Here is a 25,673-nt window from a genome sequence, read left to right as displayed (position 1 = left end):
CCATGGACGCAAAACTGGCCGCCATTATTGTTCACGACATCAAGAATTCGCTCGGCGTACTGGAGGGTGAATTGCGCGTGCTTGCCGCCGAGTCGCCCGACGAGCGCGCCGGCCACGCGCACCTGACCTGCCTCACGCTGCAGGAAAAGCTGATCGGCTTCCTGACGCTGTATAAAGCGTCTTCGCAAGGACTGACGGCGCAGATCGAAGCGCTGTCGCCGCAGGATTTCCTTGAAGGCCTGCTACGCCACCTGACCATCAGTCAATCTGGCCTCGAGGTCGCGATCAATAGCGCAGGCATGCCGCTGGTCGCCTTCTTCGATGAAAATCTGGTCGGCCTGGCGCTCGAAGCCGCGTTGCAGAACGCCACCCGCTTCGCCCGCTCGCACATCGAACTGTCCTGCCGCAAGGATGGCAACGGCGTGGTATTCAGTATCCGCGACGACGGCCCCGGCATCGGCACGCACGAAATCAAACCGTCCACCGGTCTCGGCATGGATTTGTGCAAGGCCATCGCCGCCGCCCACCAAAAGGGCGACAAGAAAGGCGAAGCATTGCTGAGCAACCATCCCGACGGCGGCGCCCAGTTCGAACTGCATTTACCCTGACATCGTGCTGATTCTCTGCGCGCCCGGCATGCGTTGAACGCATAAGCAAGCGCGAAAAAAATCGTTCTTTTCCCCGGACTTCGTCCGTAGAGTCATCCCGACAGGGACAGGCTGGCCTCGTTTGCAACGAGGCGGCCTGACAGACTCGAACAAGAAAAGGACATCATGCAACGCCGCCACTTCCTCCAGTTGAGCACTGCCACGGCAGCAACCTTCGGCTCTGCCGCATTGGGCCTGCCGCTGATCGGCCGCGCCGCCGACGCGCCCAAGACCATCCGCCTCGACTATGCAACGTATTCACCACCCAGCCTGGTGCTGAAGAAATTCGGCTGGCTGGAAGAAGACCTGAAGTCCTCCGGAGGTTCGGTGAAATGGGTGCTGAGCCAGGGCAGCAATCGCGCGCTCGAATACCTCAACAGCGACAGCGTCGACTTCGGCAGCACAGCCGGTCTGGCCGCCCTGCTTGCGCGCGCCAACGGCAATCCGGCCAAGGCGGTGTATGTATTTTCGCGTCCCGAGTGGACCGCGCTGGCAGTACAGAAAGACTCCACCATCAAATCGGTAAAGGAACTCAAGGGCAAGAAAATCGCCGCCACCAAGGGCACCGATCCTTATCTGTTCCTGCTGCGTGCGCTGCATGAAAACGGTCTCTCCAAGAGCGACGTGGAAATCCTCCACCTGCAACATCCCGACGGTCGCGTCGCGCTGGAACAAAAACGCGTCGACGCCTGGGCCGGACTCGATCCGCATCTGGCGGCCAGCGAGCTGGAAGCCGGCTCGAAGCTGATCTATCGCAACGTCAATTTCAATACCTACGGTTTCCTCAACGTCAGCGACAGCTTCGCCGCCAGATATCCGGACGAGGTCAAGCGCGTGATTCGCGCCTACGAACGTGCGCGCCTGTGGATCATCAAGAACCCGGACGAGACCGCCAGGCTGATCGCCGAAGAAGCCAAGCTGTCGCTGCCGGTGGCGCAACTGCAACTCAAACGCAATGATTTTTCCAACCCGCAGATCGGTAAGGAACATATCGACGCGCTGCGCGCCGCTGCGCCCATCCTGCTCGACGAAGAACTGGTCAAGGGCGGCACCGACCTCTCCAGAACGATCACCACGCTGATCGATCCTGCTTACTCGCAAGGCCTGATCCGCCAGGCATGAAGCCATGAAAGAGTCGCACTCGCTACTGTCGCTGGAAGCGCATCAAGCTGGTTTTTTGCACGATGCGCAAGACCGTGCCACGGAGGTCGCCCGCGCGCCGAAGAAGCCCATCAACTGGCCATGGGGAGCCCTGCTGCCCGTGTTTTTTTTGGGCGCGCTGGAAATCGGCTCAGCGCTGGACCTGATCCCGTCACGGCTGCTGCCGCCGCCGAGTGAGATTGCGCAGACCATCTACGCACTGGCCAAGCGCGACCTGTTCGCCCACATCGCCGTCAGCGTGGCGCGCGTAGCCGCAGGCTTCTCCATCGGCGCGTTGCTGGCGGTCGTCTTCGGCGTCTTGGTCGGCATGCATAGACGCGCCGAGTCGCTGCTGGAGCCGTCCTTTCAGGCGCTGCGTGCAATCCCCAGCCTGGCCTGGATTCCCTTGCTGCTGCTGTGGCTGGGCATCGACGAGACGCCCAAGATTGTATTGATCGCCATCGGCGCGTTTTTCCCGGTCTATATCAATCTGGTGGCCGGCATCCACAATGTCGATCGCAAACTGCTCGAAGTCGGCGAAATCCATGGTCTTTCATCACGCGACCTGATTCGCCGCATCCTGCTGCCGGCGGCTTTGCCGAACCTGTTCACGGGATTACGCACCGGACTCAGCCTGTCCTGGATGTTCCTGGTCGCGGCTGAACTGATCGCCGCCACCAAGGGCGTCGGCTACCTGTTGTCCGACGGCCGCGAAAGCAGCCGTCCCGACATCGTACTGGCCGCCATCATCATCCTGGCCACGCTGGGGAAACTTTCCGACAGCCTGCTCAAGCATATCGAGACGCGCAAATTGCGCTGGCGCGACGTGCTGGCTTCTCGGCCAGACTGACCCGGCTGACCATCTTTCGACTTTACCTTTTCTCCTCATGACAACTCAATTGCAACGCCGCCGCCTGCTCCACGCTATCGCCACACTGACCTCCGCCGCTGCAGCCGGCAGCTTCGCCCTGCCCGCCTTCGCACAGACCGGTAAGCCGGTACTGGCGCGCATCGGCTATCAGAAATCCTCGACGCTGCTGACCGTGCTCAAGGCCAACGGCACGCTGGAAAAACTGCTGGCACCGCTCAACGTCAAGATCAGCTGGCACGAATTCTCCAGCGGCCTGCCGCTGCTGGAAGCGCTCAACGTCGGCGGTGTCGACCTCAGCGCCGACGTTGCCGATACCGTGCCGGTGTTCGCCCAGGCGGCCGGCGCAAAGCTGACCTACGTGGCGCAGGAGGCGCCGTCGCCATCGGCGCAAGCGATCGTCGTGCGCGCCGATTCGCCGATCAAGACCGTGGCCGATCTCAAGCGCAAGAAGATTGCCGTGACCAAGGCGGCCGGCGTGCATTACCTGTTGATTGCAACATTGGAAAAGGCCGGCCTGAAATTCAGCGACATCGATGCCGCCTATCTCACCCCGGCCGACGGCCGCGCCGCCTTCGAACGCGGCAGCGTGGACGCCTGGGTGACCTGGGATCCGTTCCTCGCGGGCGTGCAGAAACAAACGCAGGTGCGCATCTTGTCGGATGGCCGCAATGTGGCTGACTACCAGCGCTATTACCTGGCCTCGACGCCGTTCGCTGAAGCGCATCCGGACGTGCTGGCGATCGTGTTTGATGAATTGAAAAGGACGGGATTGTGGGTACGCCAGAATCCGAAGGAAGCGGCCGCTTTCCTGGCGCCGATCTGGGGCCTGGATGCGCCGACCATTGAATTGGCAAACAGCCGCCGCAGCTATGACGTGCGCGCGGTGGTGGTGAATGCGCTGGGTGAACAGCAGCGCATCGCCGATGCCTTCTTCGCGGCAGGCTTGCTGCCGAAGAAGGTCAACGCCACCGACGTGTCGATCTGGAAGCCGGCGTAAGCCGGCCGTTCAAATCGGGATAAATGAGGATAAGCATGGACTGGCTCGACGCAACGACAGCGGCACTGGCGATCATCGCCGTACCGCTGGCTTTGCGTTATTCCTTCCGTACAAATAAAGATTCAGGCGCCGAGACGGCGGCCTGCGATTGCGCAGCAGCTACGGAGACCAAAGCGGCCGAGTCAGTCAACCGTCAAGACTTTCCTCAGGAAGAAGAGCCGACGCAAGAGCGGCAACCCGATTCTCTTTCGTCGTCTCGACGATAGGTCTTCACTCTTAAACCAGGCTGGCGCGCACGCTGATGTCGGCTTTCAGTACCTTCGACACCGGACAGCCCTTCTTGGCAGCATCGACCGCTTCGTCGAACTTGGCCTGATCCGGATTCTGCAATTTCGCCTTCACATCCAGCACGATGGTGGTGATGGAGAAGCCGTCTTCCACTTTCTCCAGCGTCAGTGTGGCGTTGGTGTCGATGCGTTCCACGCCGAGTCCCGCCTTGCCGAGACGGCTGGACAAGTCCATCGAAAAGCAACCTGCATGTGCGGCGGCGATCAGTTCTTCGGGATTGGTGCCGACGCCGTTTTCAAAGCGCGTGGAAAACGAATACTGCGTCGAGTCCAGTGTCTTGCTTTCGGTGGTCAGCGCGCCCTTGCCATCCCTCAGGCTGCCGTTCCAGACGGCGGAAGCTTGTCGTTGCATGGTGTTCTCCTTTGCATCATTGGACTAAAGGGTCATCATGCGACGTCTGCTGAGACGGCGACATAGGACAAGCGCGCAAGCAGGCGTAGGAGTTGACGAGGTCGGTACTGACGCCAGCATCGCGATCAAAAAAAAGCCGCTCCAAAGAGCGGCTTTCCAGTCCGATCAAACGTCGATCAGGACAGTTGCTGAATACCAGCCAATACCCAGCCGCCGTTGCCGGAGACCGGCTTGGACAGGTTCCAGATTTCATTGAACTGGGTAGGCGAAGCGTTCTGGTCTTCCTTGATGAAGCCGAAGAATTTCACGCTTGCCAGATAGTCGTTGCCGACCGTCTCGACGCCCAGCATGTCCGCATCCAGCGACACCACGTCGGTGTGATTGGCCGAGGCGCCGCGCTCGGTCAATTGCATCTTCAGTTCACCGAACATTTCAGGCGTCGTGAATTCACGGATGTCATTGGCGTCGCCCTTGTCCCAGGCGGCTTGCAGACGGATGAAGTAAGTCTTGGCATTGCGCACAAAACCGACCGTATCGAAGTCCGCGGGAACGCCGTAAGACGATGGCTCAAACGCTGCAGCACCGGCGCCGCCGACAGCAGCAGCACCGCTGCCGAAGGTGTTGCCTTGCAGCGCCTTCGGTTGCTCGGCTTCCAGTTGCGAGCCGATGGCCGGCGTCTGGTTGCTGAAGTCGCCCTGATTGGCGGCGTAGGCCGGACGCTCATTGCTGTTGCTGTTGGCTTCCGATTTGCGGCGGAACATGCGGTAGATGAACATGGCGGCGAAAGCCAGCAGGGCGACCATCAGAATGGTGCTGATCATGCTTGCCATGGCGCCGCCAAGGCCGAAGTGCGACAACAGCGCGCCCAGGCCGAGACCCAGCAAGGCGCCGCCGAGGATACCCTTCCATGGGCTAGGCTTCGGCGCCGCTGCTGCAGGGGCTGCGGCGGGCGCAGCCGGCTTGGCCGCTGCGGCCTGGTTCTGCTGCATAGGGCTTTGCGCCTGGCGGCTGGCGCCCGACGATTGCTTGCCGATCGAACCACCGCCGCCGAGGCGCTTGGCCTCAACGCTGGTGACGCCGATGGCGAGGGTCATCGCAGCCACTATCAGCGCGACAAATACTTTTTTCATGCTATCTCCTGAGATGGAATGTGATGCGAAGGCGGTCGCATCGGCCGTAAAACAATAGAAACTAGTTGGTGCGTGTACCGGTTCAAGTCGGATGCAGCAGATGACAGGGTCGCAACGCAAGACAATGCAAGATGCGCGCAATCAGCTATCGCCGCACGAGGGACGAAAACCGGTGTTTGCCGCGAACGGCAAAGGGGGACTTAAACGCGCGGCGGACGGCCGGCGAGAGGGAGGAAAGGCGGTTGGCGCGCATCGTCGCTGCGCAGAGCAGGCGCCAATGTGGCCGAGTCTGAGACAAAGGCCATGGCCGGATTGAGCACGGTTTCGTCGCCCACGCCGGCATGGCTGGAAAAATCTTCGGTATCGGCATACGACAGATCGTCGTCGCCATCGGCGGAGTCGGCCAGCGCCTGCTGTTGTGCAGCGGCATCATCGGCATTCACCTCGCCACCGGATGCGGCGGCAAGTTCCAGTGCCTGGCGCAATTGTTCCTGTTGCTGCACTTGCTGCTCAAGCGCCACCGAGTCGATGGCCGTCTTGTACGTGAGCATCCCTGCAAAGACTTGCACGGGCAGCAAACAGATCAGCAAAATGGCAAACAGACGCTTCATCGCAGTTTTAAGACAATCAACTCGAAAATTATACCAAGAGTAAGCTCAAATGCGGGCGTTAAGCTGATTTATCAAGGGCTTACAGAAAAATAGCGCGCCTTTGCGCCAGCGCAAGAGCAGGCCTGATTATGCATTGCAATAGGCCTCGATTTAGTAGAATATGCAGAAAAATATAGCAATACTCCTAAATATAACTCGAGACAACGGCCGCCACCTGCGCGGATCACTACCATGCGTATCCTGCTTGCAGAAGATGACAGTGTTCTGGCCGACGGTTTGACGCGCTCGCTGCGCCATTCCGGTTATGCCGCCGATTGCGTCAAGAACGGCATCGAAGCCGACTCTGCGCTGTCGACCCAGGATTTCGACTTGCTGATCCTCGACCTCGGCCTGCCCAAGATGTCCGGCCTGGAAGTGTTACGACGCCTGCGCGCGCGCAACTCGCGCTTGCCGGTATTGATCCTCACCGCCGCCGACTCGGTCGAGCAGCGCGTGCAGGGCCTCGATCTGGGCGCCGACGATTACATGGCCAAGCCGTTTGCCCTGTCCGAACTGGAAGCACGCGTACGCGCCCTGACCCGGCGCGGCGCCGGCGGTGGCCCGACCGTCATCCGCCACGGCTCGCTCAGCTACGACCAGGTTGGCCGCATCGCCTACATCGGCGAGCAAATGCTTGATCTTTCCGCACGCGAACTGGGACTGCTCGAAGTATTATTGCAGCGTACCGGCCGGCTGGTCTCCAAGGAACAGCTGGTGGATCATCTATGCGAATGGGGCGAGGAAGTCAGCAATAATGCGATCGAAGTCTATGTCCACCGCTTGCGCAAGAAAATCGAAGTCGGCGGCATCCGCATCGCCACCGTGCGCGGCCTCGGCTATTGCCTGGAAAAACTGCCCGAGTCCATCGCGAGCGCCGGCGTTGCCAGCAACGCCTGAGCACACCGCGTCTCCAACCTCCAACTCACCTAGCGCAGGCCTGAGCCATGCCTGACGCCCGCCACATTGATCCGCAACCCGTCGTTGCCGCAGTCCCTCCCAAGGGCAAGCGCCGCGCCACTATCGAGACGCAGCCGGAAGAGCGCATCCAGCGCTCGCTGTTCGGCGAAATCCTCGACTGGATGCTGGCGCCGCTGCTGCTGCTGTGGCCGATGAGCATCGCCATCACCTACCTGATCGCACAATCGATCGCCAACCAGCCGTTCGACCGCGCGCTGGAAGACAGCGTCACCGTGCTGGCCCAGCAAGTCTCGGAAGTCAACGGCAAGACCGTGGCGCGCCTGCCGGTCTCGGCGCGCGACCTGCTGCGCGCCGACGACATCGACAACATCTATTTCCAGATCACCGGCCCGCGCGGTGAATTCGTCGAAGGCGACCGCGACATGCCGCAGCCACCGGTTGACGAAGACAAGACCATCGGCTCCGTGCAGTTCCGCAATGACATCCTGCACGGCAACGACGTACGTATCGCCTACACGCAAGTCGACCTGCGCCGCACTTCTGAACAACGCGCCGCGTCGTCGAAGGAGCCGCGCCTGGCCACGGTGCAGGTCGGCGAGACATTGGAGAAACGCGCCCAGCTCGCCAACGAAATCATCAAGGGCGTGATCCTGCCGCAGTTCGTGATCCTGCCGGTGGCGCTGGCGCTGGTGTGGTTCGCCTTGTCGCGCGGACTGTCGCCGCTGTCTGAATTGCAGCAGCGCATCCGCGCGCGCCGTCCCGATGATCTGAGCCCGATCGACTCGGGCCAAGTACCGGAAGAAATCTCGCCGCTGGTGCGTTCGCTCAACGACATGCTGGCGCGATTGTCGCAAACCATCGCGCTGCAAAAACGTTTCATCGCCGACGCCGCGCATCAGATGAAAACGCCGCTGGCCGGCATGCGCATGCAGTCCGAACTTGCCCTGCGCCAGACCGACCAGGCCGACATCCACCGCTCGCTGGAGCAACTGGCCAAGAGCTCGGAGTCGGCCACGCGCCTGGTCAATCAATTGCTGTCGCTGGCCCGCGCCGAAAACCAGACGCCCGCGACCGCACCATTCGAACCGATCGAATTGTCGGAGCTGGCGCGTAACGTCGTGCAGGACTGGGTGCCGATGTCGTTCACGCAGCGCATCGATCTCGGCTTCGAGCAGCCCGGCCATCCCATCATGATCTCGGGCAACTCCATCATGCTGCGCGAGCTGCTCAGCAACCTGCTCGACAACGCCCTCCACTACACCCCGGCGCTCGGCAGCGTCACGGTGCGCGCGCGTGCCGACGAAGACAGCGGGCAGGCCTTCCTGGAAGTGGAAGACACCGGTCCCGGCATCGCTCCGACCGAACGCGGTCACGTATTCGAACGCTTCTACCGCATCCTTGGCACCCACACCGCCGGCAGCGGCCTGGGACTTGCCATTGTGCGCGAGATCGCGCAGCAGCACGAAGCGACCGTCGACATCTCCAACAACCCGCGCAGCACCGATCCGAAAGCACCCGGCTGCCTGTTCCGCGTGACGCTGCGCATGACGCCGCGCCAGACCTACATGGACGACATCGGCTGATATGGAAAACAAGACTGCATCCAATTTCTGGGACAAGACGCGTCGCCTGACCATGACACTGCTGGGGCTGTGGTTCGTGGTCACCTTCGGTGCCGTGTTCTTTGCGCGCGAACTGGACCGCGTTAACCTGTTCGGCTGGCCGCTGTCGTTCTACATGGCGGCGCAGGGCATCATGCTGGTCTACCTGGCGATCGTCGCGGCGTACACGATCCGGATGGGCCGAGCAGAACGACAACTACAACAAACCGGCGAGCACACGCATGGAGAGTGACAAGAGTTTTTTCTGGCGACTGACGCGCTACTACTCGTGGTACACGGTCGGCTTCATCCTGTTCCTGCTGGTATTGGCGGTGCTCGAGCACGAAGGCATGCCGCGCGCCTGGATCGGCTACCTGTTCATGTTCGTGACGATCGCGCTGTACGCCGGCATCGGCGTGGTCAGCCGCACCTCCGACGTACCCGAATACTACGTCGCCGGGAGGCGTGTGCCGGCGCTGTTCAACGGCATGGCGACAGCGGCCGACTGGATCTCGGCGGCGACCTTCATCAGCCTGGCCGGCGGCCTCTATTTGCAAGGCTTCGACGGCCTCGCCTACATCATGGGCTGGACCGGCGGCTATTGCCTGGTGGCGCTGCTGATCGCACCTTACTTGCGCAAGTTCGGCCAATACACCATTCCCGACTTCCTGGCCGAACGCTATCCGGGCCGCTACAGCGGCAACCTGGTGCGCATCCTCGCGGTGATCGCCACCATCATCATTTCGTTCACCTATGTGGTGGCGCAGATCTATGGCGTCGGCCTGATCACCTCGCGCTTCACCGGCATCGATTTTTCGATCGGCATCTTCCTCGGGCTGGCCAGCATCCTGGTGTGCTCCTTCCTCGGCGGCATGCGCGCGATCACCTGGACCCAAGTGGCGCAATACATCATCATCCTGTTCGCCTACCTGATCCCGGTAATCTGGTTGTCGGCCAAGCACACCAGCGTGCCGGTGCCGCAGGTGGCCTACGGGTCGGTGCTGCCGAAACTGAATGCAGCCGAGAAACGCATCGCCGACGATCCCAAAGAAAAAGAAGTCAGCGCGATCTTCCAGGCGCGCGCCGACGACTACGAAAAGAAACTGCGCACCCTGCCGCGCTCATGGGAAGAAGGCCGCATCGACGCCCAGCATCACATCGAGGAAGTCAAACGCAACAGCCATGCCTCGCTGGCCGAGATCAAGAGCGCCAGCCGCGCGCTGACGGCCTACCCCAAGAGCGCCGAGGAGGCCGAACGCAAGTGGACCGACGCCAAGGCCTACAATATCGCGCGCGCGCAACCGCCGGTGTCGCAGACCGAGCCCTTCCCCGGCAAGGATGAGGACGCAGCCAACATCAAGCGCAACAATTTCCTGGCGCTGGTGTTTTGCCTGATGGTCGGCACCGCAGCATTGCCGCATATCCTGATGCGCTACTACACCACGCCCTCGGTGCACGAGGCGCGCAAGTCAGTGTTCTGGACGTTGTTCTTCATCATGCTGATCTATATCACGGTGCCGGCGCTGGCGATCCTGGTGAAGTACGACATCTACACCTCGCTGGTCGGCAGTACCTATTCGCACCTGCCCGACTGGGTCTACTACTGGGCAAATATCGACAAGGTCAATCCGCTGGTCAGCATCACCGATCTCAACCACGACAGTGTGGTGCAGCTCGGCGAGATCGCGCTCGACGGCGACATCATCGTGCTGGCCACGCCGGAGATCGCCGGCCTGCCGTATTTCATTTCGGGGCTGGTGGCGGCGGGCGGTCTGGCGGCAGCGCTGTCGACTGCTGACGGCCTGTTGCTGACCATTTCCAATGCGCTGTCGCACGATGTGTATTACAAGGTCATCGATCCGGCCGCCTCGACGCAAAAACGCGTGACGATTTCCAAGCTGCTGTTGCTGGTGGTGGCGTTGCTGGCCGCCTATGCGGCGTCGCTCAAACCGGGCGACATCCTGTCGATGGTGGGGGTGGCATTTTCACTGGCAGCGTCGACGCTGTTCCCGGCGCTGGTGTTCGGGATTTTCTGGAAGCGCGCCAATCAGCCCGGCGCCGTCGCCGGCATCGTCGCCGGCTTCGTGATGTGCGTGTACTACATGCTGACCACGCATCCGGCCTTTGGCGGCAATGCCGCCAACCAGTGGTTCCACATCGCGCCAATTTCGGCCGGGCTGTTCGGCGTGCCGGTCGGCATCGCCGCGCTGGTGATTGTCAGCTTGCTGACGCCGCCACCCGATGAACGAACGATTGCGCTGATCGATCACATTCGCACGCCGTAGTCGTCAACATGCGTCAACGCGCGAACGGTAATCCCGGCACTTCCTGCGCCGGCATCACCGTCACGGCCACCTGCATGGTCTGCTGACCGCCGCCGATCAACACGCCGCGCAACGGCGAGATGTCGAGGAAATCGCGTCCCCATCCCAACGTGATGTGGCTGACATTGGGGAAGATGCCGTTGGTCGGATCGGCATCGATCCAGCAATCCGGCTGGCCGTCCTGGCCCGGGCAATACACCGATACCCATGCGTGCGACGCATCGGCGCCGATCAGGCGCGGCTGGCCCGGCGGCGGCTGCGTCAGCAGATAGCCGCTGACGTAGCGCGCCGATAACCCCAGCGAGCGCAGGCAGGACAGCATGAAGTGGGCATAGTCCTGGCACACGCCGCGCTTGCTGACGAAGACGTCGGTCACTGGCGTCGACACCGTGGTCGCTTCGGGATCGAACGTGAATTCATTGAAGATGCGTTTCATCAGCGCCTCAACGCCGTGCAGCAACGGCAATCCGGGTGTGAAGCACTCTGCAGCGTAATGTGCGAATTCGCGTTTAATCCGGACATGCGAGGATTCGAACAGAAACCGCGACGCCTCTAGCCTGTCGACAGAAAGGCTGCGACCGGCGTGATACGACAGCGTCTCGGCTACCGTCTCCCAGGCCGGCGTGGCGGTAGGCAACTGGCGTGATGAGATCTCCACCCATGACTCTGCATAGACATCGAGGCTGGCATGATCCTGATCCAGCGAGAACGACTGCAGCGCATTGCCGAAGCTGTCCGTGTAGAGATTGATCAGGTTAGTCGGTCCCGGCAGGATGTTGATGAAATGCGAGGTGCAGGTCTGCCACGGCAGCGAGCGCGGGGTCAGGCGCAGCACCTGATGCGACAGCCGTACCGGCGCCGCATATTGATAATTGGTCTCGTGCACGATGTGATAGATAGCGTCGCTCATCGTCATACCCCCTGGCTCACCGGCGCACTGAGCGGCGTGAAGAAATGCCGCGACAGATCATCGGTCAGTGAGAAGCCTGCGCCGCGCGCTTCGCGCATCAGCTGGATCAGGCGTTCGCCGGCGGCTTCCGAGGTCGCCGCATCGCGCGCAAAATCAGGCAGCGCAAAACTGTTGAGCTGCTCGCTCAGATGCGCCGGGATGTTCATGCTGAGGATGCCGAGCTGCTGCGCGATGTCGGTCAGGTAGTGCTGCAGCATGCGGAACTGGTAGGCAATGCTGTGCGGATTGCTGACGTCGAACACCAGCAGGTGCAGCACCTGCAGCCACTCCGGCGTACGCCGGTAGCGCACGCGATAGGTGACGATGCTGCTCGAGGACTCCAGCAGCCAGGTCAGCGCCGCGTTCTGGCGCGCCGGCTCGAGTTGCATGAACTGATCGAACAAGGCCGCCAGGTGCACCATGCGTTCGATGTGGCGCCCGATCATCAGGAACTGCCAGCCTTCATCGCGTGTCATGTCGTCCAGCGCATGGCCGGCCAGACCGGAGCAAGCCTGGACGACGTTGTTGAGGACGTGCAGCATGGCGGTCGGCGAGTTGATTTTTTCCTGCACCATCGGCGGCATGCGATTGAGCGCGTGCCAGTTGTCCAGCGACAGATGCTCGCGCACCTGGTAACCGGAATGATGCAGGTGACGCACGTGCGTGGAGATGCTGACCGTGGCGCTGGGGTCCGCGATCGCCGCCTGCAGACTCTGCTGAAGGGCGGTGATGGTGGGATGCGCCTGCTCCGATTTGGGCATCAGGATGCCGAGGCGGATGCAAATCTCGCTGACGCTGCGCAGGATCACACGGTTGTCGGATTGCGGTTCGATCGTGCATTGCAGGGTCGTGCGCAACAAACGTGCGAGATTGTCGGTGCGTTCGGCGTAGCGGCCCATCCAGAACAAGTTTTCCCCGGCATGCGAGGAGACGTCTACGGTGGTGCGAATCAGTTCCGAAGTGCGCGACACCGGATCGGTCATCGCGCCGGGGCCGACGGCGACACTGGTCTCTGCGGCGGCCATGGCGCTGGCAACGCCGGCGGCATCGTCCGCATCAGTTTTTTCGCCAAGAACCCAGACGTCCTTGCTGGTGCCGCCCTGCTGCATGGAGACGACGTCGCGGCGCTGACGCGGGGCCACGCGCGTGAGGCCGCCCGGCATCACGTGATAGCCGCCTTCGCCGTCGGCGGCGGCAAACACACGCAGGCTGACGGTGCGGTTGGTCAGGTGATACTCACCGCCGCGCGACAGTACCGGCGCTTGCGACAGCCGCACCCACTCCTGCGCGACGTAAGCGTGCGGCTGCAATTGCAGGCTTTCAATCAGGCGACGGCGCGCGGTCGCATTCAGCGTATGACCGAACACCGGCTGCATGCGCATCGACGGGAAGGCCGGCATGATCACCAGTTCTTCCAGATGCGCCAGCGTATAGTCCAGCGCCGGCTTTTCGCCGCACCACCATGACGCCACGGCCGGCAAGGCGAGTTCTTCGCCGAGCAGGCGTTGGCTGATCGCCGGCAGGAAACCATGCAGCGCAGTCGACTCCAGCACGCCGCTGCCGAGCGCGTTGGCGATCAGCACGTTGCCGGAGCGCGCAGCCTGCGTCAGGCCGGGAATGCCGAGCGCGGAATCCGAGCGCAATTCAAGCGGATCGCAGTAGTCATCGTCGAGGCGGCGCATGATCGCATGCACGCGGCGCAGGCCGGTCAGCGTCTTGAGATAAACCATGTCGCCGCGCACAGTGAGATCCACGCCTTCGACCAGCGGGAAGCCCAGCGTGTGCGCCAGGAAGGCGTGCTCGGAATAAGTTTCGTTGTATGGTCCCGGCGTCAGCAGCACCACCATCGGCGGTTCACTGCTTTTGGGCGCGAGTCGCGTCAGGCATTGATGCAGCGCGTGGAAATAATTCAGCAGCGGCTGCACGTGCATGTCGCGCATCGCTTCGGGCAAGGCGCGCGTCATGATCTGGCGGTTCTGCAAGGCGTAGCCGGTGCCAGAAGGTCCTTGCGTCCGATCAGCGATTACCCACCAGTTGCCGTCGGCCGAGCGCGCCAGGTCGATGGCGTACAGATGCAGGTGCACGCCGCCCGGCGGACGTACATCGCGGCATGGCCACAAATAGCCATGCTGGCCGAACACCAGCGCCGGCGGCAACAAACCTTCGGCCAGCAGATGCTGTTCGCCGTAGAGATCGTCGAGCACGGCGTTGAGCAGGCGCGCACGTTGTGCGACGGCGGCGGACAGCTGCTGCCATTCGTCGGCGGCGACGATCTGCGGCAGCAGGTCCAGTTCCCACGGACGGCTGACGCCTTGCGGATCGGCATAGACGTTGTAGGTCATGCCGTCGGAGGCGATGGCGTCGCGCACTTCGTCGGCGCGGCGGCGCATCATCTCGGGCGAAAGATTTTCCAGCTGATCGATCAGCGTGCGCCAGTGCGGCCGTAAGCGACCGTCGGCAGCCAGCATCTCGTCGTAACGATCGGCGTCGGCGGTGTAGCTTTGCAGGAGGCGCTGATACATAGATTTTCGAGGGCGCCGTTGCCGCAATCACCCAGGATGGCGATGATCTGCGGCAACGGCAGAACGGCCTGCGTTGTTAATTAGTAATGTCGCAAGTCTAACGTAAATGGGAACTCGATTGATGGTCGCGCAGCGCTTACTTCCATCTTTCCCGGCGTGTGGTTGAGACGCAGATAGCGTGTCAGACGCCGGCTTTCCGCTTCGAAGGCATTTACCGGGAAGGTCTCGTAGCCGCGTCCGCCCGGATGCACCACGTGATACTGGCATCCGCCCAGGCTACGGCCGTTCCAGGTATCGACCAGGTCGAAGGTCAGCGGCGAATCGATGCCGATGGTCGGATGCAGCGCCGACGGCGGTTGCCAGGCGCGATAACGCACGCCGGTGACGAACTCGCCGACCACGCCGGTCGGTTGCAGCGGCACGGCGACACCGTTGCAGGTGAGCACATAGCGGTCCTTGGCCATGCCGTTGACCTTGACCTCGAGCCGCTCCACCGATGAGTCGACATAACGCGCGGTGCCGGTCGAGCTACCCTCTTCGCCCAGGACGTGCCATGGCTCCAGCGCGGTGCGCAATTCCAGTTGCATGCCCTTGACCGCAAAGTCGCCGATCTTGGGAAAGCGGAATTCGAAATGCGGCGCGAACCACTCGGCCTGCATCGGATAGCCGGCTTCCTGCATGTCGTCCATGATGTCGTTGAAATCCTGCCAGATGAAATGCGGCAACAGGAAACGATCATGCAGCTCGGTGCCCCAGCGCACCAGACGCTGCGGCTTGTACGGCGTCTTCCAGAAACGCGCCACCAGCGCGCGCAGCAGCAACTGCTGGGTCAGGCTCATGCGCGCGTGCGGCGGCATTTCGAAGGCACGCAATTCCAGCAGGCCGAGGCGGCCGGTGGCGCTGTCGGGCGAATACAGCTTGTCGATGCAGAACTCGGCGCGGTGCGTGTTGCCGGTGACGTCGATCAACAAATTGCGCAGCAAACGGTCGACCAGCCACGGTGCACAACCGCCCTGGGCAATCTGCTTTTCCATTTCGGCAAAGGCCAGTTCGATTTCCACGGTGGAATCGTTACGCGCTTCATCAATGCGCGGCGCCTGCGAAGTCGGACCGATGAACATGCCTGAGAACAAATAGGACAGCGACGGATGGTTGTGCCAGTAGCTGATCAGGCTGCGCAGCAGATCGGGCCGGCGCAGGAACGGCGAATCCGCCGTCGTGGCGCCGCCCATCACCATGTGGTTGCCGCCGCCGGTGCCTGAATGATGGCCGTCGAGCATGAACTTCTCTGTGGTCAGGCGCGACTCGCGGCCGGCTTCGTACAGGTGCGTGGTCTGGTCGACCAGCTCGCGCCAGTTGTAGGCCGGCTGGATGTTGACTTCGATCACGCCGGGATCCGGTGTGACGCTGAACTTGCGCACGCGCGGATCATTGGGCGGCTCGTAACCTTCCATCAGGACCGGCTGGCCGAGTTCTTCGGCGGTGGCTTCGATGGCCGCTACCAATTCAAGATAATTGTCGAGCTCGGCAAGCGGCGGCATGAACAGGTACAGCACGCCGTTACGCACTTCGGCGCACAGCGCGGTGCGGGTGATCCAGTCGGCAGACTGGAACAGCGCAGGCGCGCCGCCGGCGAATCCCTGTGCACCGGGCACGCCCTTGCCGGGGCCCGTCAACGGACTGCCGCGACGCGTGTTGTAGTGATTCGGCTGGAACGCCACCGACGTCGCACCGTTGAGCGCGGGCCGCTGGACGAACTTGAGGCGCACATCGTTCGCCGGCGACAAAGGCGCAAACTGTTGTGTCGGATCGGCTGCATGCACATAAGGATAGTCGGTCGACTTGACCCATGGCTGCGAATCCAGCGGCAGGCGATAGCCCAGCGGCGAATCGCCCGGATACAGGTAGCAACGCTCGCTGCGCAGGAACCAGTCGCCGCTTTGCCAACCAAGGTTGTCGGGGCGGCGCGCCACCGGCAGCACGTAGCCGGCGACCTTGTCGAGGCCTTGCGAAAAGACGCGCATGAGGCGCGCGCGTTCCTGCTTGTCGTCGAGCTTGGAATCGAAAGGATCGACGTTGCCCGGCAGGCGGCGCTCGCGCCACATGTAGTAGAACACGTCCTCATAGGCCGGGAAGATGTGCTTGCCGTCGAGCGCCAGGCGTGCAGCCACGCCCTTGAGGAAACGCTCCGGGATGTCGTCGTCCTTGACGTTGGGTGTGGTTTCGTCGCCGATCAGATCACGGTTGTGCCAGATCGGCTGGCCGTCGCGGCGCCAGTAGCAGTTGAGCGCCCAGCGCGGCAATTGTTCGCCCGGATACCACTTGCCCTGGCCGAAATGCGGCAGGCCCTGCACCGCGTATTTTTCGCGCATGCGGTGGTACAGATCGGCTGCCAGCGGCTTCTTGGTGGCACCCAATGCGGCGGTGGCCCATTCAGGTTCGTCGGGATAATCAAGCGACACGAAAGTCGGTTCGCCGCCCATGGTCAGACGCACGTCGAGCGCGTCGAGGTCGTCGTCGATGGCGTGGCCGAGTTCTTCGATTTCGCTCCATTGTGCTTCGGTGTACGGCTTGGTGACGCGCGGCGCTTCCCAGAAGCGCGACACGCTCATCGAATGTTCGAATTCCACTTCGCAGGGATCGACCATGCCGCTGACCGGCGCCGCCGACGACGGCTCGGGCGTGCACGACAGCGGGATATGGCCTTCGCCGGCGAACAGGCCCGAGGTCGGATCGAGGCCGACCCAGCCGGCGCCCGGCAGATAGACTTCGCACCAGGCGTGCAGGTCGGTGAAATCGGCTTCCGGTCCGGATGGGCCGTCCAGTGATTTCTGGTCGGCGGTGAGCTGGATCAGGTAACCGGAGACGAAGCGCGACGCCAGGCCGAGGTGGCGCAGCACCTGCACCAGCAGCCAGGACGAATCGCGGCAGGAACCGGAACCGATCTCGAGCGTCTCCTCCGGCGTCTGCACGCCCGGCTCCATGCGGATAGTGTAGGCGACGGCGTCGGCCAGCTTCTGGTTCAACGCAACCAGGAAGTCGGCGCTGTTCATCTTCTCGCGCGAAATGCCATCGAGGAATTTCTGGAAGCGCGGTGTCAGCGGCAGTGTCTTGCGATACGGCGACAACTCGTTGAGCAGCTCCTCGGCGTACTTGAACGGAATTTGTTCGGCATACGGCTCAAGGAAAAAGTCGAAAGGGTTGATGACCGACATTTCGGCCACCAGATCGACTTCGATGCGGAATTCTTCGGTCTTCTCGGGGAATACCAGCCGCGCCATGTAATTGGCCTGCGGGTCCTGCTGCCAGTTGATGAAATGCGGCTCGGGAAGGATGCGCAGCGAATAGCTCAGGATCCGCGTACGGCAATGCGGCGCCGGGCGCAGGCGCACGACTTGAGGTCCCAGATTGATAGCACGGTCATAACGGTAAGACGTGACATGGTTCAGCGCCACATGAATTGACATGAAGATCCTTTACTACAAACAAGTTGAGCTGATGGACTGCTGTGATGGACTGCTGTGATGTCCTATTGTTGCTTGGGTTGCACCAGATCAGGAAACGTTCACCTGTGGTGCATATTAATGAAATCCCTCAGGCGTGGATAGATTTCATTTTCCCAGCGGCGTCCGTTGAAGACGCCATAGTGGCCCACCGCCGTCTGCACATGGTGCAGGCGCATGTACGGGCGGATGCTGCTGCACATATCCTGTGCAGCGACAGTCTGGCCGACGGCGCAGATGTCATCCTTCTCACCTTCCACGGTGAACAGTGCGGTGCGCCGGATCGCCTTGAGGTTGACCGGTCGCCCCTGGAACTGCAGCAAACCGAGCGGCAAGGCGTGTTCCTGGAACACCACCCGCACCGTTTCCAGGTAAAACTCGGCCGGCAGGTCCGACATGGCGAAGTATTCTTCGTAGAACACCTTGATCGCTTCGGCCTTGTCGTGTTCGTCCTCGATCAGGTAGGTGTACAGGTTGCGGAAGGCGTCGACGTGGCGATTCAGGTTCATGTTCATGAACGCCGCCAGCTGCATGAAACCCGGGTAGACCTTGCGGCCGCCGCCGGGATGGCGCGCCGGCACCGTGCTGACCAGATTCTTCTCGAACCATTCGATTGGCTTGCTCTTGGCCAGCTCGTTGACTGTGGTCGGATTGACGCGCGTGTCGAGCGGCCCGGCCATCAGTGTCATGGTGCGCGGCTGGGCCGGGTCGTCGCTCTCGGCCATCACGGCGGCGGCGGTGATGGCCGCCACGGTCGGCTGACACACCGCGACCAGATGCGCGCCGGGGCCGATGACCTGCAGAAAACGGATCAGGTGACCGACGTATTCGTCGAGGCCGAAGCGGCCGTGTTCGAGCGCAATGTCGCGCGCATTGTGCCAGTCGGTGATGTAGACGTCGTGGTCGCGCAGCAGGGTCTTGACGGTGCCGCGCAGCAGCGTCGCGAAGTGGCCCGACATCGGCGCCACCAGTAACACCGCCGGTTGCTCGGCCGTTGTTTCCTTGCGGAAACGCAGGAGCGTGCAAAACGGTGTGCGGTCGATGACTTCTTCACGCACCGCAACGGTGCGCCCGCCGTCCAGAACGCTGTCGATAGCGAAGGGAGGGCGCACATGCGTCAATTGCGTGCGTGCAAATACCTCGTAGGCTGCGGCCATTTTGCGCAGCATGGGGCTGGACGGCAAACCCGGCCAGCTATGCCCCAGAAACGGCGCTGCCGCCCGGGCCGAAGCGCGCAGCGGATCGGTGGCGTCGGCGTATTGCTGGTAGGCCTGGTAAATATTTGTCATATACAACCCACTCCCTCGGTTTCACCAGTCCCTCCTTCGATGCAATATGCATGCCATTGACCTTCGGGAGCGTATGAGCCGCGACCGACATCATGGACGTCGCTGGCACGCCCTTTGCAAGTAGAGGACTCGCAACATCCGCAGGCCGAAAAATGGCGGTCTGCCGCTACGGACGCGTCCACGCAAACTGCGCGTCTGAACGCGCCTGAGATCTGTAGCGAGAGGCCATCAGCCGGTGGCGGACGGAGCGCAGGAACCGGAGTGTGCTTGAGCACATGAGGATCCCGAGCACCACCCGACGCCGGATCATGGCCTCGCAGTAAGATCGCAGGCACGTTCAATAAATGACGCGCCAAAGTCAAAAGCACCCATACACATAAAGGACTGACATGCCTAAAACGACTTTGCGCATCACCAGCAAGAATTACTCGTCCTGGTCCATGCGTGGCTGGCTGCTCGCAAAATTTGCCGGGTTGCCGTTTCAGGAAGACATCGTGTCGCCGGACGACCCCGATGCGCGCGCAGAAATCCTGCTGCTGTCGTCGTCGATCCTGGTGCCCAGCCTCAAGCACGGCGAGATCTTTGTCTGGGATACGCTGGCGATCGCCGAGTATCTCAACGAAATCCGCCCGGCCGCCAAGCTGCTGCCGGCCGACCAGGCGGCGCGCGCGCATTGCCGTGCGATCTGCGGCGAAATGCATTCCGGCTTCAGCGCCCTGCGCTCGGCATTGCCGATGAACCTCAAGGCGCACTTCCCCAATTTCAAAGTCTGGTCGCGCGCGCAGGCCGACATCCAGCGCATCACCACCATCTGGAAGGAGTGCCTGGCCACCTATGGCGGCCCCTTCCTGTTCGGCGAACGCACCATGGCCGACGCCATGTATGCGCCGGTGATCACGCGTTTCATCACCTATGACGTCAAGCTGGAGCCGATCTGCGCGGCTTACAGCAAGCGCATCATGGCGATGCCGGAGATGAAGGAATGGATCGCCGCCGCACAGAAGGAACCTGAGGATATCGACGAACTGGACGTGGAATTCTAAGAAAAGCCAAGAGTGGATCAGGAGACGCAAGCCAAGGTATTTCATCAGCCAACCGAATGCGGCCCGCCGCAGAAAGGACCAGTGTCATGAATACGATAGCCGAAACAAAGCCGACCTCCCTGAATGTGTTCTCCCACGTCAGCGAAGGCGACACACAGTATGAACAAGGTGGCCTGCGCGACTTCTTCCTGTACCGCGACCTCGGCATCGCCGCAGCCACCGGCGGCCAGGTCGTGGCTCAGCTGGTCAAGGCCAACATGGCGCCGGAAGCCGGTACCGGCTGGCACCGGCACGAAGCGAACTTTCATATTGTCATCATGCTCAAGGGCTGGGCGCGCTTCATGTATGAGGACCAGGTCACGCTGGTGAAAACCGGCGATTGCGTGCACCAGCGTCCGGGCATCGTGCACTTTCTGTTCGACTACTCGCCGGACATGGAGTACCTGGAAATCGTCAGCCCGGCCGACTTCACCACCATCGACATGCCCGCGCCGGCCGCGGTTCCCGCGCCGACGCCGTGGGCCTGAATCAGGAGGAACAAATCATTTTCAATCCGCATCATCAAAGCGCTCATCAAACCGGAGCGGCCATCGCTGGCGCAATTGAGGACCAGAACCGCATGCAATTTTCGCTGTCCAAAAGCGGAAATGGCGTGATAGTCTGTGCCTACCTTCACCAGCGATGAGGATGCCGGCAACTACCAATGAACAAATAATATTCGCCCAGTCTCAAGCTAAAGCCCCAAGCTAAAAATCCCCCGCATCAGCACCAGAAAATGAAGCAAATTTATGGCAAATTTTTTCGATGAGATGTACTCCGACGGCACCGTTTCGGTCCGCAAGCACTACGATGAATTCGCGGCGTGGCTGTCGTCCCAAACTGCTGAGACCATCGTTCGCAAACGCGCTGAGTCGGACCTGATTTTCCGCCGCGTCGGCATCACCTTCGCGGTCTACGGCAACGATGCCGGCACCGAGCGGCTGATCCCCTTCGACATCATTCCGCGCATCATTCATGCCGCCGAATGGGCCAAGCTGGAAGCAGGCCTGGTGCAGCGCGTCAAAGCGCTCAACATGTTCATCCATGATATTTATCACGGCCAGAAGATCATCAAGGCCGGCGTCATCCCGGCTGAGCAGATCCTGAAGAACGCGCAATACCGTCCCGAGATGCAGGACGTCGACGTCGCCTCCGACATCTACGCCCACATCGCCGGCGTCGATATCGTGCGCGCCGGCGAGGGCGAGTTCTACGTGCTGGAAGATAACCTGCGCGTACCGTCCGGCGTGTCCTACATGCTGGAAAACCGCAAGATGATGATGCGGCTGTTCCCCGAACTGTTTACGCGTCACAAGATCGCGCCGGTCGATCACTATCCCGACATGCTGCTCGACAATCTGCGCTCGGTCGCGCCGGTCGGCGTGGTCGATCCGACCGTGGTGGTAATGACGCCGGGCATGTACAACTCGGCATATTTCGAACATGCGTTCCTGGCGCAGCAGATGGGCGTCGAGCTGGTCGAGGGACAGGACTTGTTCGTCAAGGACAACACCGTCTACATGCGCACCACGCGCGGACCGAAACGTGTCGACGTCATCTACCGCCGCATCGACGATGACTACCTTGATCCGCTGGCGTTCCGTGCTGATTCCTCGCTGGGGGTGCCGGGTCTGCTGGCCGCCTATCGCGCCGGCAAGGTCACGCTGACCAATGCCATCGGCACCGGCGTCGCCGACGACAAGTCGATCTATCCGTACGTGCCGGACATGATCAAGTTCTACCTGTCCGAAGAACCCATCCTCAACAACGTCCCGACTTATCAGTGCCGCAAGAAGGAAGACCTTTCCTATACGCTGGCCAATCTCGACAAGCTGGTGGTCAAGGAAGTACACGGCGCCGGCGGCTACGGCATGCTGGTCGGCCCGGCGTCGACCAAACAGGAGATCGAGGATTTCCGTCAGCGCGTGATCGCAAAACCCGATGGCTATATCGCCCAGCCGACGCTGGCGCTGTCCGTTTGCCCGACCTATGTCGACTCAGGCATCGCGCCGCGCCATCTCGATCTGCGTCCCTTCGTGTTGTCCGGCAAGACCGTCTCGATGGTCAAAGGCGGCCTCACGCGCGTGGCGCTCAAGGAAGGCTCGCTGGTGGTGAATTCGTCGCAAGGCGGCGGCACCAAGGACACCTGGATTCTGGAGAAATAAATCATGTTGAGCCGCACCGCTGACCACCTGTTCTGGATGGCGCGCTACACCGAACGCGCCGAAAATACCGCCCGCATGCTCGACGTGCACGTGCAGACCGCCCTGCTGCCGCAATCAACCGACGACGCCGAGCAAGGCTGGCGCGCGCTGCTCGGCATTTCCGAGCTGCAGTATGGCTATAACAAGAAGTACGATGCGCTGACGCAAAAGGATGTCATCGATTTCATGGTGCGCGACCCCAGCAATTCGTCGTCGATCGCGTCCTGCCTCAAGCAGGCGCGCGAGAACGCCCGCGCAGTGCGCGGCGCGCTGACCACCGAAGCCTGGGAAATCCAGAACGCCACCTGGATCAAGATGCAGGGTTATCTGCAGACCAATGCGCTGGAGCAGAACCCGAGCGACTTCTTTGAATGGGTCAAGCATCGCTCGCATTTGTCGCGCGGCGTCACCATCGGCACCATGCTCAAGGATGAAGCCTTCCACTTCATCCGCCTCGGCACCTTCCTCGAGCGCGCCGACAACACCGCGCGCATCATCGACGTCAAATTCCACGGCGCCAAGGAAACCGTCAAGTCGGGCCAAAGCCAGCAGCAAGGCCTGTTGAGCAAGGAAACCAAAGGCCAGGACAGCCAGATCGACTTCTACTACTGGGCGGCGATCCTGCGCTCGGTGTCGGGCTTCGAGATTTACCGCAAGGTCTATCGCGACGTCATCACGCCGGAACGCGTTGCCGAATTGCTGATCCTGCGCGCCGACATGCCGCGTTCATTGGCGGCCTGCATGGACCATGTGCTAAGCAACCTGAAACACGTCCGCAACGACGTCTCGGCCGATACCGAACGCTTCGCCGGCAAGCTGGACGCCGATCTCAAGTTCAGCCGCATCGAGGAAGTCTTCGATGCCGGCCTGCACGATTACCTGACGGTGTTTTTGGAGCGCATCTTTGAGCTCGGCAATCGTATCAGCAAGGATTTTCTTGTTCCTTTGGCAGCATAAATCGTAAAAAATTTATTAATTGCCAACCTGACGGTTAAGAATTGTCTGGAATTTGCCGATAATGTGTCAGGTCCACGACATTTGGGCCCCGCCCGCACTCAGTGCCGGCGGGGCTTCCTGTAAAATCCGGCTTTTACATTTTTAGCTCACATCATGACTTATTGCGTCGCCATGCGCCTGAACGAAGGCCTGGTCTTTTTATCCGACTCGAGAACCAATGCGGGCGTCGATCATATCGGCACGTTCCGCAAAATGAACGTCTACGAGAATCCGGGCGAACGCGTCATGGTGATGATGACGGCGGGCAATCTTTCCATTTCACAATCGATCCGCCAGATCGTGTCGGAGAAGACCAACGCCGAAGGCCGCACCATCTGGACCGCGACCTCGATGTACGAAGCCGCGCAGATTCTCGGCGACGCGATCCGCACTGTGCATCAGCGCGATGCGGAAGAATTGGCCAAGTTCGGTATCGACTTCAATGTGAGCATCATCTTCGGCGGCCAGATCAAGGGCGAGCGCTGCCGCCTGTTCCAGATGTATTCGGCGGGCAACTTCATTGAATCGCACGACGAGAACACCTATTTCCAGATCGGCGAAGCCAAGTACGGCAAACCGATCATCGACCGCGTCGTCACGCCCCACACCTCGCTGGACGAGGCTGCCAAGTGTGCGCTGATCTCGATGGACTCGACGCTGAAGTCGAACATCTCGGTCGGTCTGCCGCTGGACCTGCTGGTCTACAACAGCAATGACCTGGCGGTGACGCGCTTCGTCACCATTGACGAGCACAACCAGTATTTCCAGATGATCCGCCGCAGCTGGGGCTCGCAATTGAAGCGCGTGTTCGAGGCGATCGACGATCCGGTCTGGGACGCCGCCCCTGAAGCGACGCTCAATGTATTGTCGTCATCGGTCGACCACAGCCAGCCGGTGCGCGTGCAGCCGCCGGAAGCCGTGGCCCGCGATGTGCCGCCGGTCACCCGGCAGACCCTGGCCGGCGACGGCGAAGCGGAAGTGGCGCAGCAACCGAACTGATCGCGCGCTGCAGATCATCCAAACAAAAACGGCTGCAATTTCTTGCAGCCGTTTTTATTGCCCGGCGTCAACCGGGCGGCAATGTCCGAAAGACTCAAACAACGATCGTCTGAGCTTCTCCTTCGGCGCGGGCGCGGATTTCGCCGATGCGGAACACGGTCTCGCCGGCCGCCTTCAACTGCGCTTCGGCGGCGGCGGCGTTTTCCTTGGAGACAATCACGGTCATGCCGATGCCGCAGTTGAAGACGCGGTGCATTTCGGCGTCAGCCACGCCGCCGTGCTCCTGCAGCCAGGTAAACAGCGGCGGCATGGTCCAGGCCTTGCTGTCGAGCACGGCAGTCAGATTGTCTTGCAGGACGCGCGGGATGTTTTCGACCAGGCCGCCGCCGGTGATATGGACCATGCCTTTCACTTCCATAGCCTCCATCAGCGCCAGCAATGGCTTGACGTAGATACGGGTTGGTTCCAGCAGCACGTCGGCCAGCTTGCGGCCGTGGAAATCGGCGTTCAGGTCAGGCTTGGCGACTTCCAGGATCTTGCGGACCAGCGAATAACCGTTGGAGTGGGCGCCCGAGGAGGCCAGACCCAAGACGACGTCGCCCGGGATGATCTTGGTGCCGTCGATCAGCTTGGATTTTTCCACCGCGCCGACGGCGAAGCCGGCCAGGTCGTATTCGCCGTCCGGATACATGCTCGGCATTTCAGCGGTTTCGCCGCCGATCAGCGCGCAACCGGCTTGTTCACAGCCCTTGGCGATGCCCTTGATGACATCGGTGGCGCTGGCCACGTCCAACTTGCCGCAGGCAAAGTAATCGAGGAAGAACAACGGCTCGGCGCCTTGCACCAGGATGTCGTTGACGCTCATGGCGACCAGATCGATGCCGACCGTGTCATGCCTGTTCAGGTGAAAAGCCAGTTTCAGCTTGGTGCCGACGCCGTCGGTACCGGACACCAGCACCGGCTCCTTGAATTTCTTGCTGATTTCAAACAACGCGCCGAAACCGCCGATGCCGCCCAGCACGCCTTCGCGGGTCGTACGCTTGGCAAACGGCTTGATAGCCTCGACTAAAGCGTCGCCCGCATCGATGTCGACGCCCGCGTCGCGGTAAGAGAGGGAAACATTGGATGATGAAGTCATGATGATATTGGCAC

At 61.4% G+C, this 25,673-nt stretch carries 22 protein-coding genes and 1 other RNA gene; 14 read left to right on the top strand and 9 right to left on the bottom strand.

The window, feature by feature from the left end; genetic code table 11:
- The first annotated feature begins 2 nt into the window (after positions 1–2).
- The 5 genes from ACIROY_RS08055 (at position 3) to ACIROY_RS08035 (ending at position 3,921) form a co-directional block, all read left to right on the top strand.
- Positions 3–608 carry a sensor histidine kinase gene (locus ACIROY_RS08055; protein WP_402274270.1) on the top strand — a complete coding sequence of 202 codons (606 nt, stop codon included), beginning with the start codon at positions 3–5 and terminating at the stop codon, positions 606–608.
- Positions 609–773: 165 nt separating this feature from the next.
- Positions 774–1,769 carry an aliphatic sulfonate ABC transporter substrate-binding protein gene (locus ACIROY_RS08050; RefSeq protein WP_402274267.1) on the top strand — a complete coding sequence of 332 codons (996 nt, stop codon included), beginning with the start codon at positions 774–776 and terminating at the stop codon, positions 1,767–1,769.
- A gap of 4 nt (positions 1,770–1,773) precedes the next feature.
- Positions 1,774–2,637 carry an ABC transporter permease gene (locus ACIROY_RS08045; RefSeq protein ID WP_402341075.1) on the top strand — a complete coding sequence of 288 codons (864 nt, stop codon included), beginning with the start codon at positions 1,774–1,776 and terminating at the stop codon, positions 2,635–2,637.
- A gap of 37 nt (positions 2,638–2,674) precedes the next feature.
- Positions 2,675–3,655, top strand: coding sequence for an aliphatic sulfonate ABC transporter substrate-binding protein (locus tag ACIROY_RS08040; RefSeq protein ID WP_402341072.1), 981 nt, complete (start codon positions 2,675–2,677; stop codon positions 3,653–3,655).
- 35 nt (positions 3,656–3,690) lie between these two features.
- Positions 3,691–3,921, top strand: coding sequence for a hypothetical protein (locus tag ACIROY_RS08035; protein WP_402341069.1), 231 nt, complete (start codon positions 3,691–3,693; stop codon positions 3,919–3,921).
- A 10-nt stretch (positions 3,922–3,931) separates the two neighbouring features.
- Here ACIROY_RS08035 and ACIROY_RS08030 read toward each other — a convergent pair whose 3' ends face one another.
- The 3 genes from ACIROY_RS08030 to ACIROY_RS08020 form a co-directional block, all read right to left on the bottom strand.
- On the bottom strand, positions 3,932–4,354 hold the full coding sequence (locus ACIROY_RS08030) for an OsmC family protein (RefSeq protein WP_402341066.1): 423 nt from the start codon (positions 4,352–4,354) through the stop codon (positions 3,932–3,934).
- A 176-nt stretch (positions 4,355–4,530) separates the two neighbouring features.
- Positions 4,531–5,484, bottom strand: a complete 954-nt coding sequence (locus ACIROY_RS08025; RefSeq protein ID WP_402274257.1) for a Tim44 domain-containing protein — start codon at positions 5,482–5,484, stop codon at positions 4,531–4,533.
- Positions 5,485–5,684: 200 nt separating this feature from the next.
- The gene (locus ACIROY_RS08020) at positions 5,685–6,095 is read right to left on the bottom strand and encodes a hypothetical protein (protein ID WP_402274256.1); all 411 of its coding nucleotides are present in this window, start codon (positions 6,093–6,095) and stop codon (positions 5,685–5,687) included.
- Positions 6,096–6,326: 231 nt separating this feature from the next.
- On the opposite strand from ACIROY_RS08020, the gene ACIROY_RS08015 reads away from it, so the two are divergent.
- The 4 genes from ACIROY_RS08015 to ACIROY_RS08000 are packed head-to-tail and all read left to right on the top strand — an operon-like array spanning position 6,327 to position 10,938.
- The gene (locus tag ACIROY_RS08015; protein ID WP_402274255.1) at positions 6,327–7,031 is read left to right on the top strand and encodes a response regulator; all 705 of its coding nucleotides are present in this window, start codon (positions 6,327–6,329) and stop codon (positions 7,029–7,031) included.
- Between the two features lie 47 nt (positions 7,032–7,078).
- Positions 7,079–8,635: a sensor histidine kinase N-terminal domain-containing protein gene (locus ACIROY_RS08010; protein ID WP_402274253.1), complete on the top strand. Its 1,557-nt coding sequence runs from the start codon at positions 7,079–7,081 to the stop codon at positions 8,633–8,635.
- A 1-nt stretch (position 8,636) separates the two neighbouring features.
- Positions 8,637–8,906, top strand: coding sequence for a DUF4212 domain-containing protein (locus ACIROY_RS08005; protein ID WP_402341063.1), 270 nt, complete (start codon positions 8,637–8,639; stop codon positions 8,904–8,906).
- Complete coding sequence (locus ACIROY_RS08000) at positions 8,896–10,938, top strand: sodium:solute symporter family protein (protein ID WP_402274248.1); 2,043 nt, start codon at positions 8,896–8,898, stop codon at positions 10,936–10,938. The genes ACIROY_RS08005 and ACIROY_RS08000 overlap by 11 nt, the downstream gene beginning before the upstream one ends.
- 13 nt (positions 10,939–10,951) lie before the next feature.
- Here the strand turns inward: ACIROY_RS08000 and ACIROY_RS07995 are convergent, their stop codons facing one another.
- The 5 genes from ACIROY_RS07995 to ACIROY_RS07975 form a co-directional block, all read right to left on the bottom strand.
- Entirely contained in the window at positions 10,952–11,893 is a 942-nt protein-coding gene (locus ACIROY_RS07995; protein WP_402341060.1) for a transglutaminase N-terminal domain-containing protein, read from the bottom strand.
- Positions 11,890–14,448 carry a circularly permuted type 2 ATP-grasp protein gene (locus ACIROY_RS07990; RefSeq protein WP_402274244.1) on the bottom strand — a complete coding sequence of 853 codons (2,559 nt, stop codon included), beginning with the start codon at positions 14,446–14,448 and terminating at the stop codon, positions 11,890–11,892. The genes ACIROY_RS07995 and ACIROY_RS07990 overlap by 4 nt, the downstream gene beginning before the upstream one ends.
- An 80-nt stretch (positions 14,449–14,528) precedes the next feature.
- Positions 14,529–17,915 carry a DUF2126 domain-containing protein gene (locus tag ACIROY_RS07985; protein ID WP_402341058.1) on the bottom strand — a complete coding sequence of 1,129 codons (3,387 nt, stop codon included), beginning with the start codon at positions 17,913–17,915 and terminating at the stop codon, positions 14,529–14,531.
- 98 nt (positions 17,916–18,013) lie between these two features.
- Complete coding sequence (locus ACIROY_RS07980) at positions 18,014–19,240, bottom strand: polyhydroxyalkanoate depolymerase (RefSeq protein ID WP_402341055.1); 1,227 nt, start codon at positions 19,238–19,240, stop codon at positions 18,014–18,016.
- Positions 19,241–19,443: 203 nt separating this feature from the next.
- A non-coding RNA gene (locus ACIROY_RS07975) (sX9 sRNA) lies at positions 19,444–19,517 on the bottom strand.
- A gap of 112 nt (positions 19,518–19,629) precedes the next feature.
- Here ACIROY_RS07975 and ACIROY_RS07970 point away from each other — a divergent pair.
- From ACIROY_RS07970 to ACIROY_RS07950, 5 genes are all read left to right on the top strand, one after another.
- Complete coding sequence (locus ACIROY_RS07970; RefSeq protein ID WP_402341052.1) at positions 19,630–20,283, top strand: glutathione S-transferase family protein; 654 nt, start codon at positions 19,630–19,632, stop codon at positions 20,281–20,283.
- A gap of 86 nt (positions 20,284–20,369) precedes the next feature.
- Positions 20,370–20,810 carry a cupin domain-containing protein gene (locus ACIROY_RS07965; RefSeq protein WP_402274234.1) on the top strand — a complete coding sequence of 147 codons (441 nt, stop codon included), beginning with the start codon at positions 20,370–20,372 and terminating at the stop codon, positions 20,808–20,810.
- A gap of 261 nt (positions 20,811–21,071) precedes the next feature.
- Positions 21,072–22,487 (top strand): circularly permuted type 2 ATP-grasp protein, encoded by a 1,416-nt coding sequence (locus tag ACIROY_RS07960; RefSeq protein WP_116434060.1) that lies wholly within the window; start codon positions 21,072–21,074, stop codon positions 22,485–22,487.
- A gap of 3 nt (positions 22,488–22,490) precedes the next feature.
- A complete protein-coding gene (locus tag ACIROY_RS07955) occupies positions 22,491–23,483 on the top strand; it encodes an alpha-E domain-containing protein (protein WP_402274229.1) in 993 nt (330 codons plus the stop codon).
- Between the two features lie 153 nt (positions 23,484–23,636).
- Entirely contained in the window at positions 23,637–24,521 is an 885-nt protein-coding gene (locus tag ACIROY_RS07950; protein ID WP_402274226.1) for a peptidase, read from the top strand.
- A gap of 94 nt (positions 24,522–24,615) precedes the next feature.
- On the opposite strand, the gene purM is transcribed toward ACIROY_RS07950, so the two are convergent.
- Positions 24,616–25,659, bottom strand: a complete 1,044-nt coding sequence (gene purM / locus ACIROY_RS07945) for a phosphoribosylformylglycinamidine cyclo-ligase (RefSeq protein ID WP_402274224.1) — start codon at positions 25,657–25,659, stop codon at positions 24,616–24,618.
- Positions 25,660–25,673 lie beyond the last annotated feature (14 nt).

Source organism: Herbaspirillum sp. NPDC101396, from assembly GCF_044767365.1.
Classification (GTDB): domain Bacteria; phylum Pseudomonadota; class Gammaproteobacteria; order Burkholderiales; family Burkholderiaceae_D; genus Herbaspirillum.
This window is presented reverse-complemented; position numbering and strand designations above follow the sequence as displayed.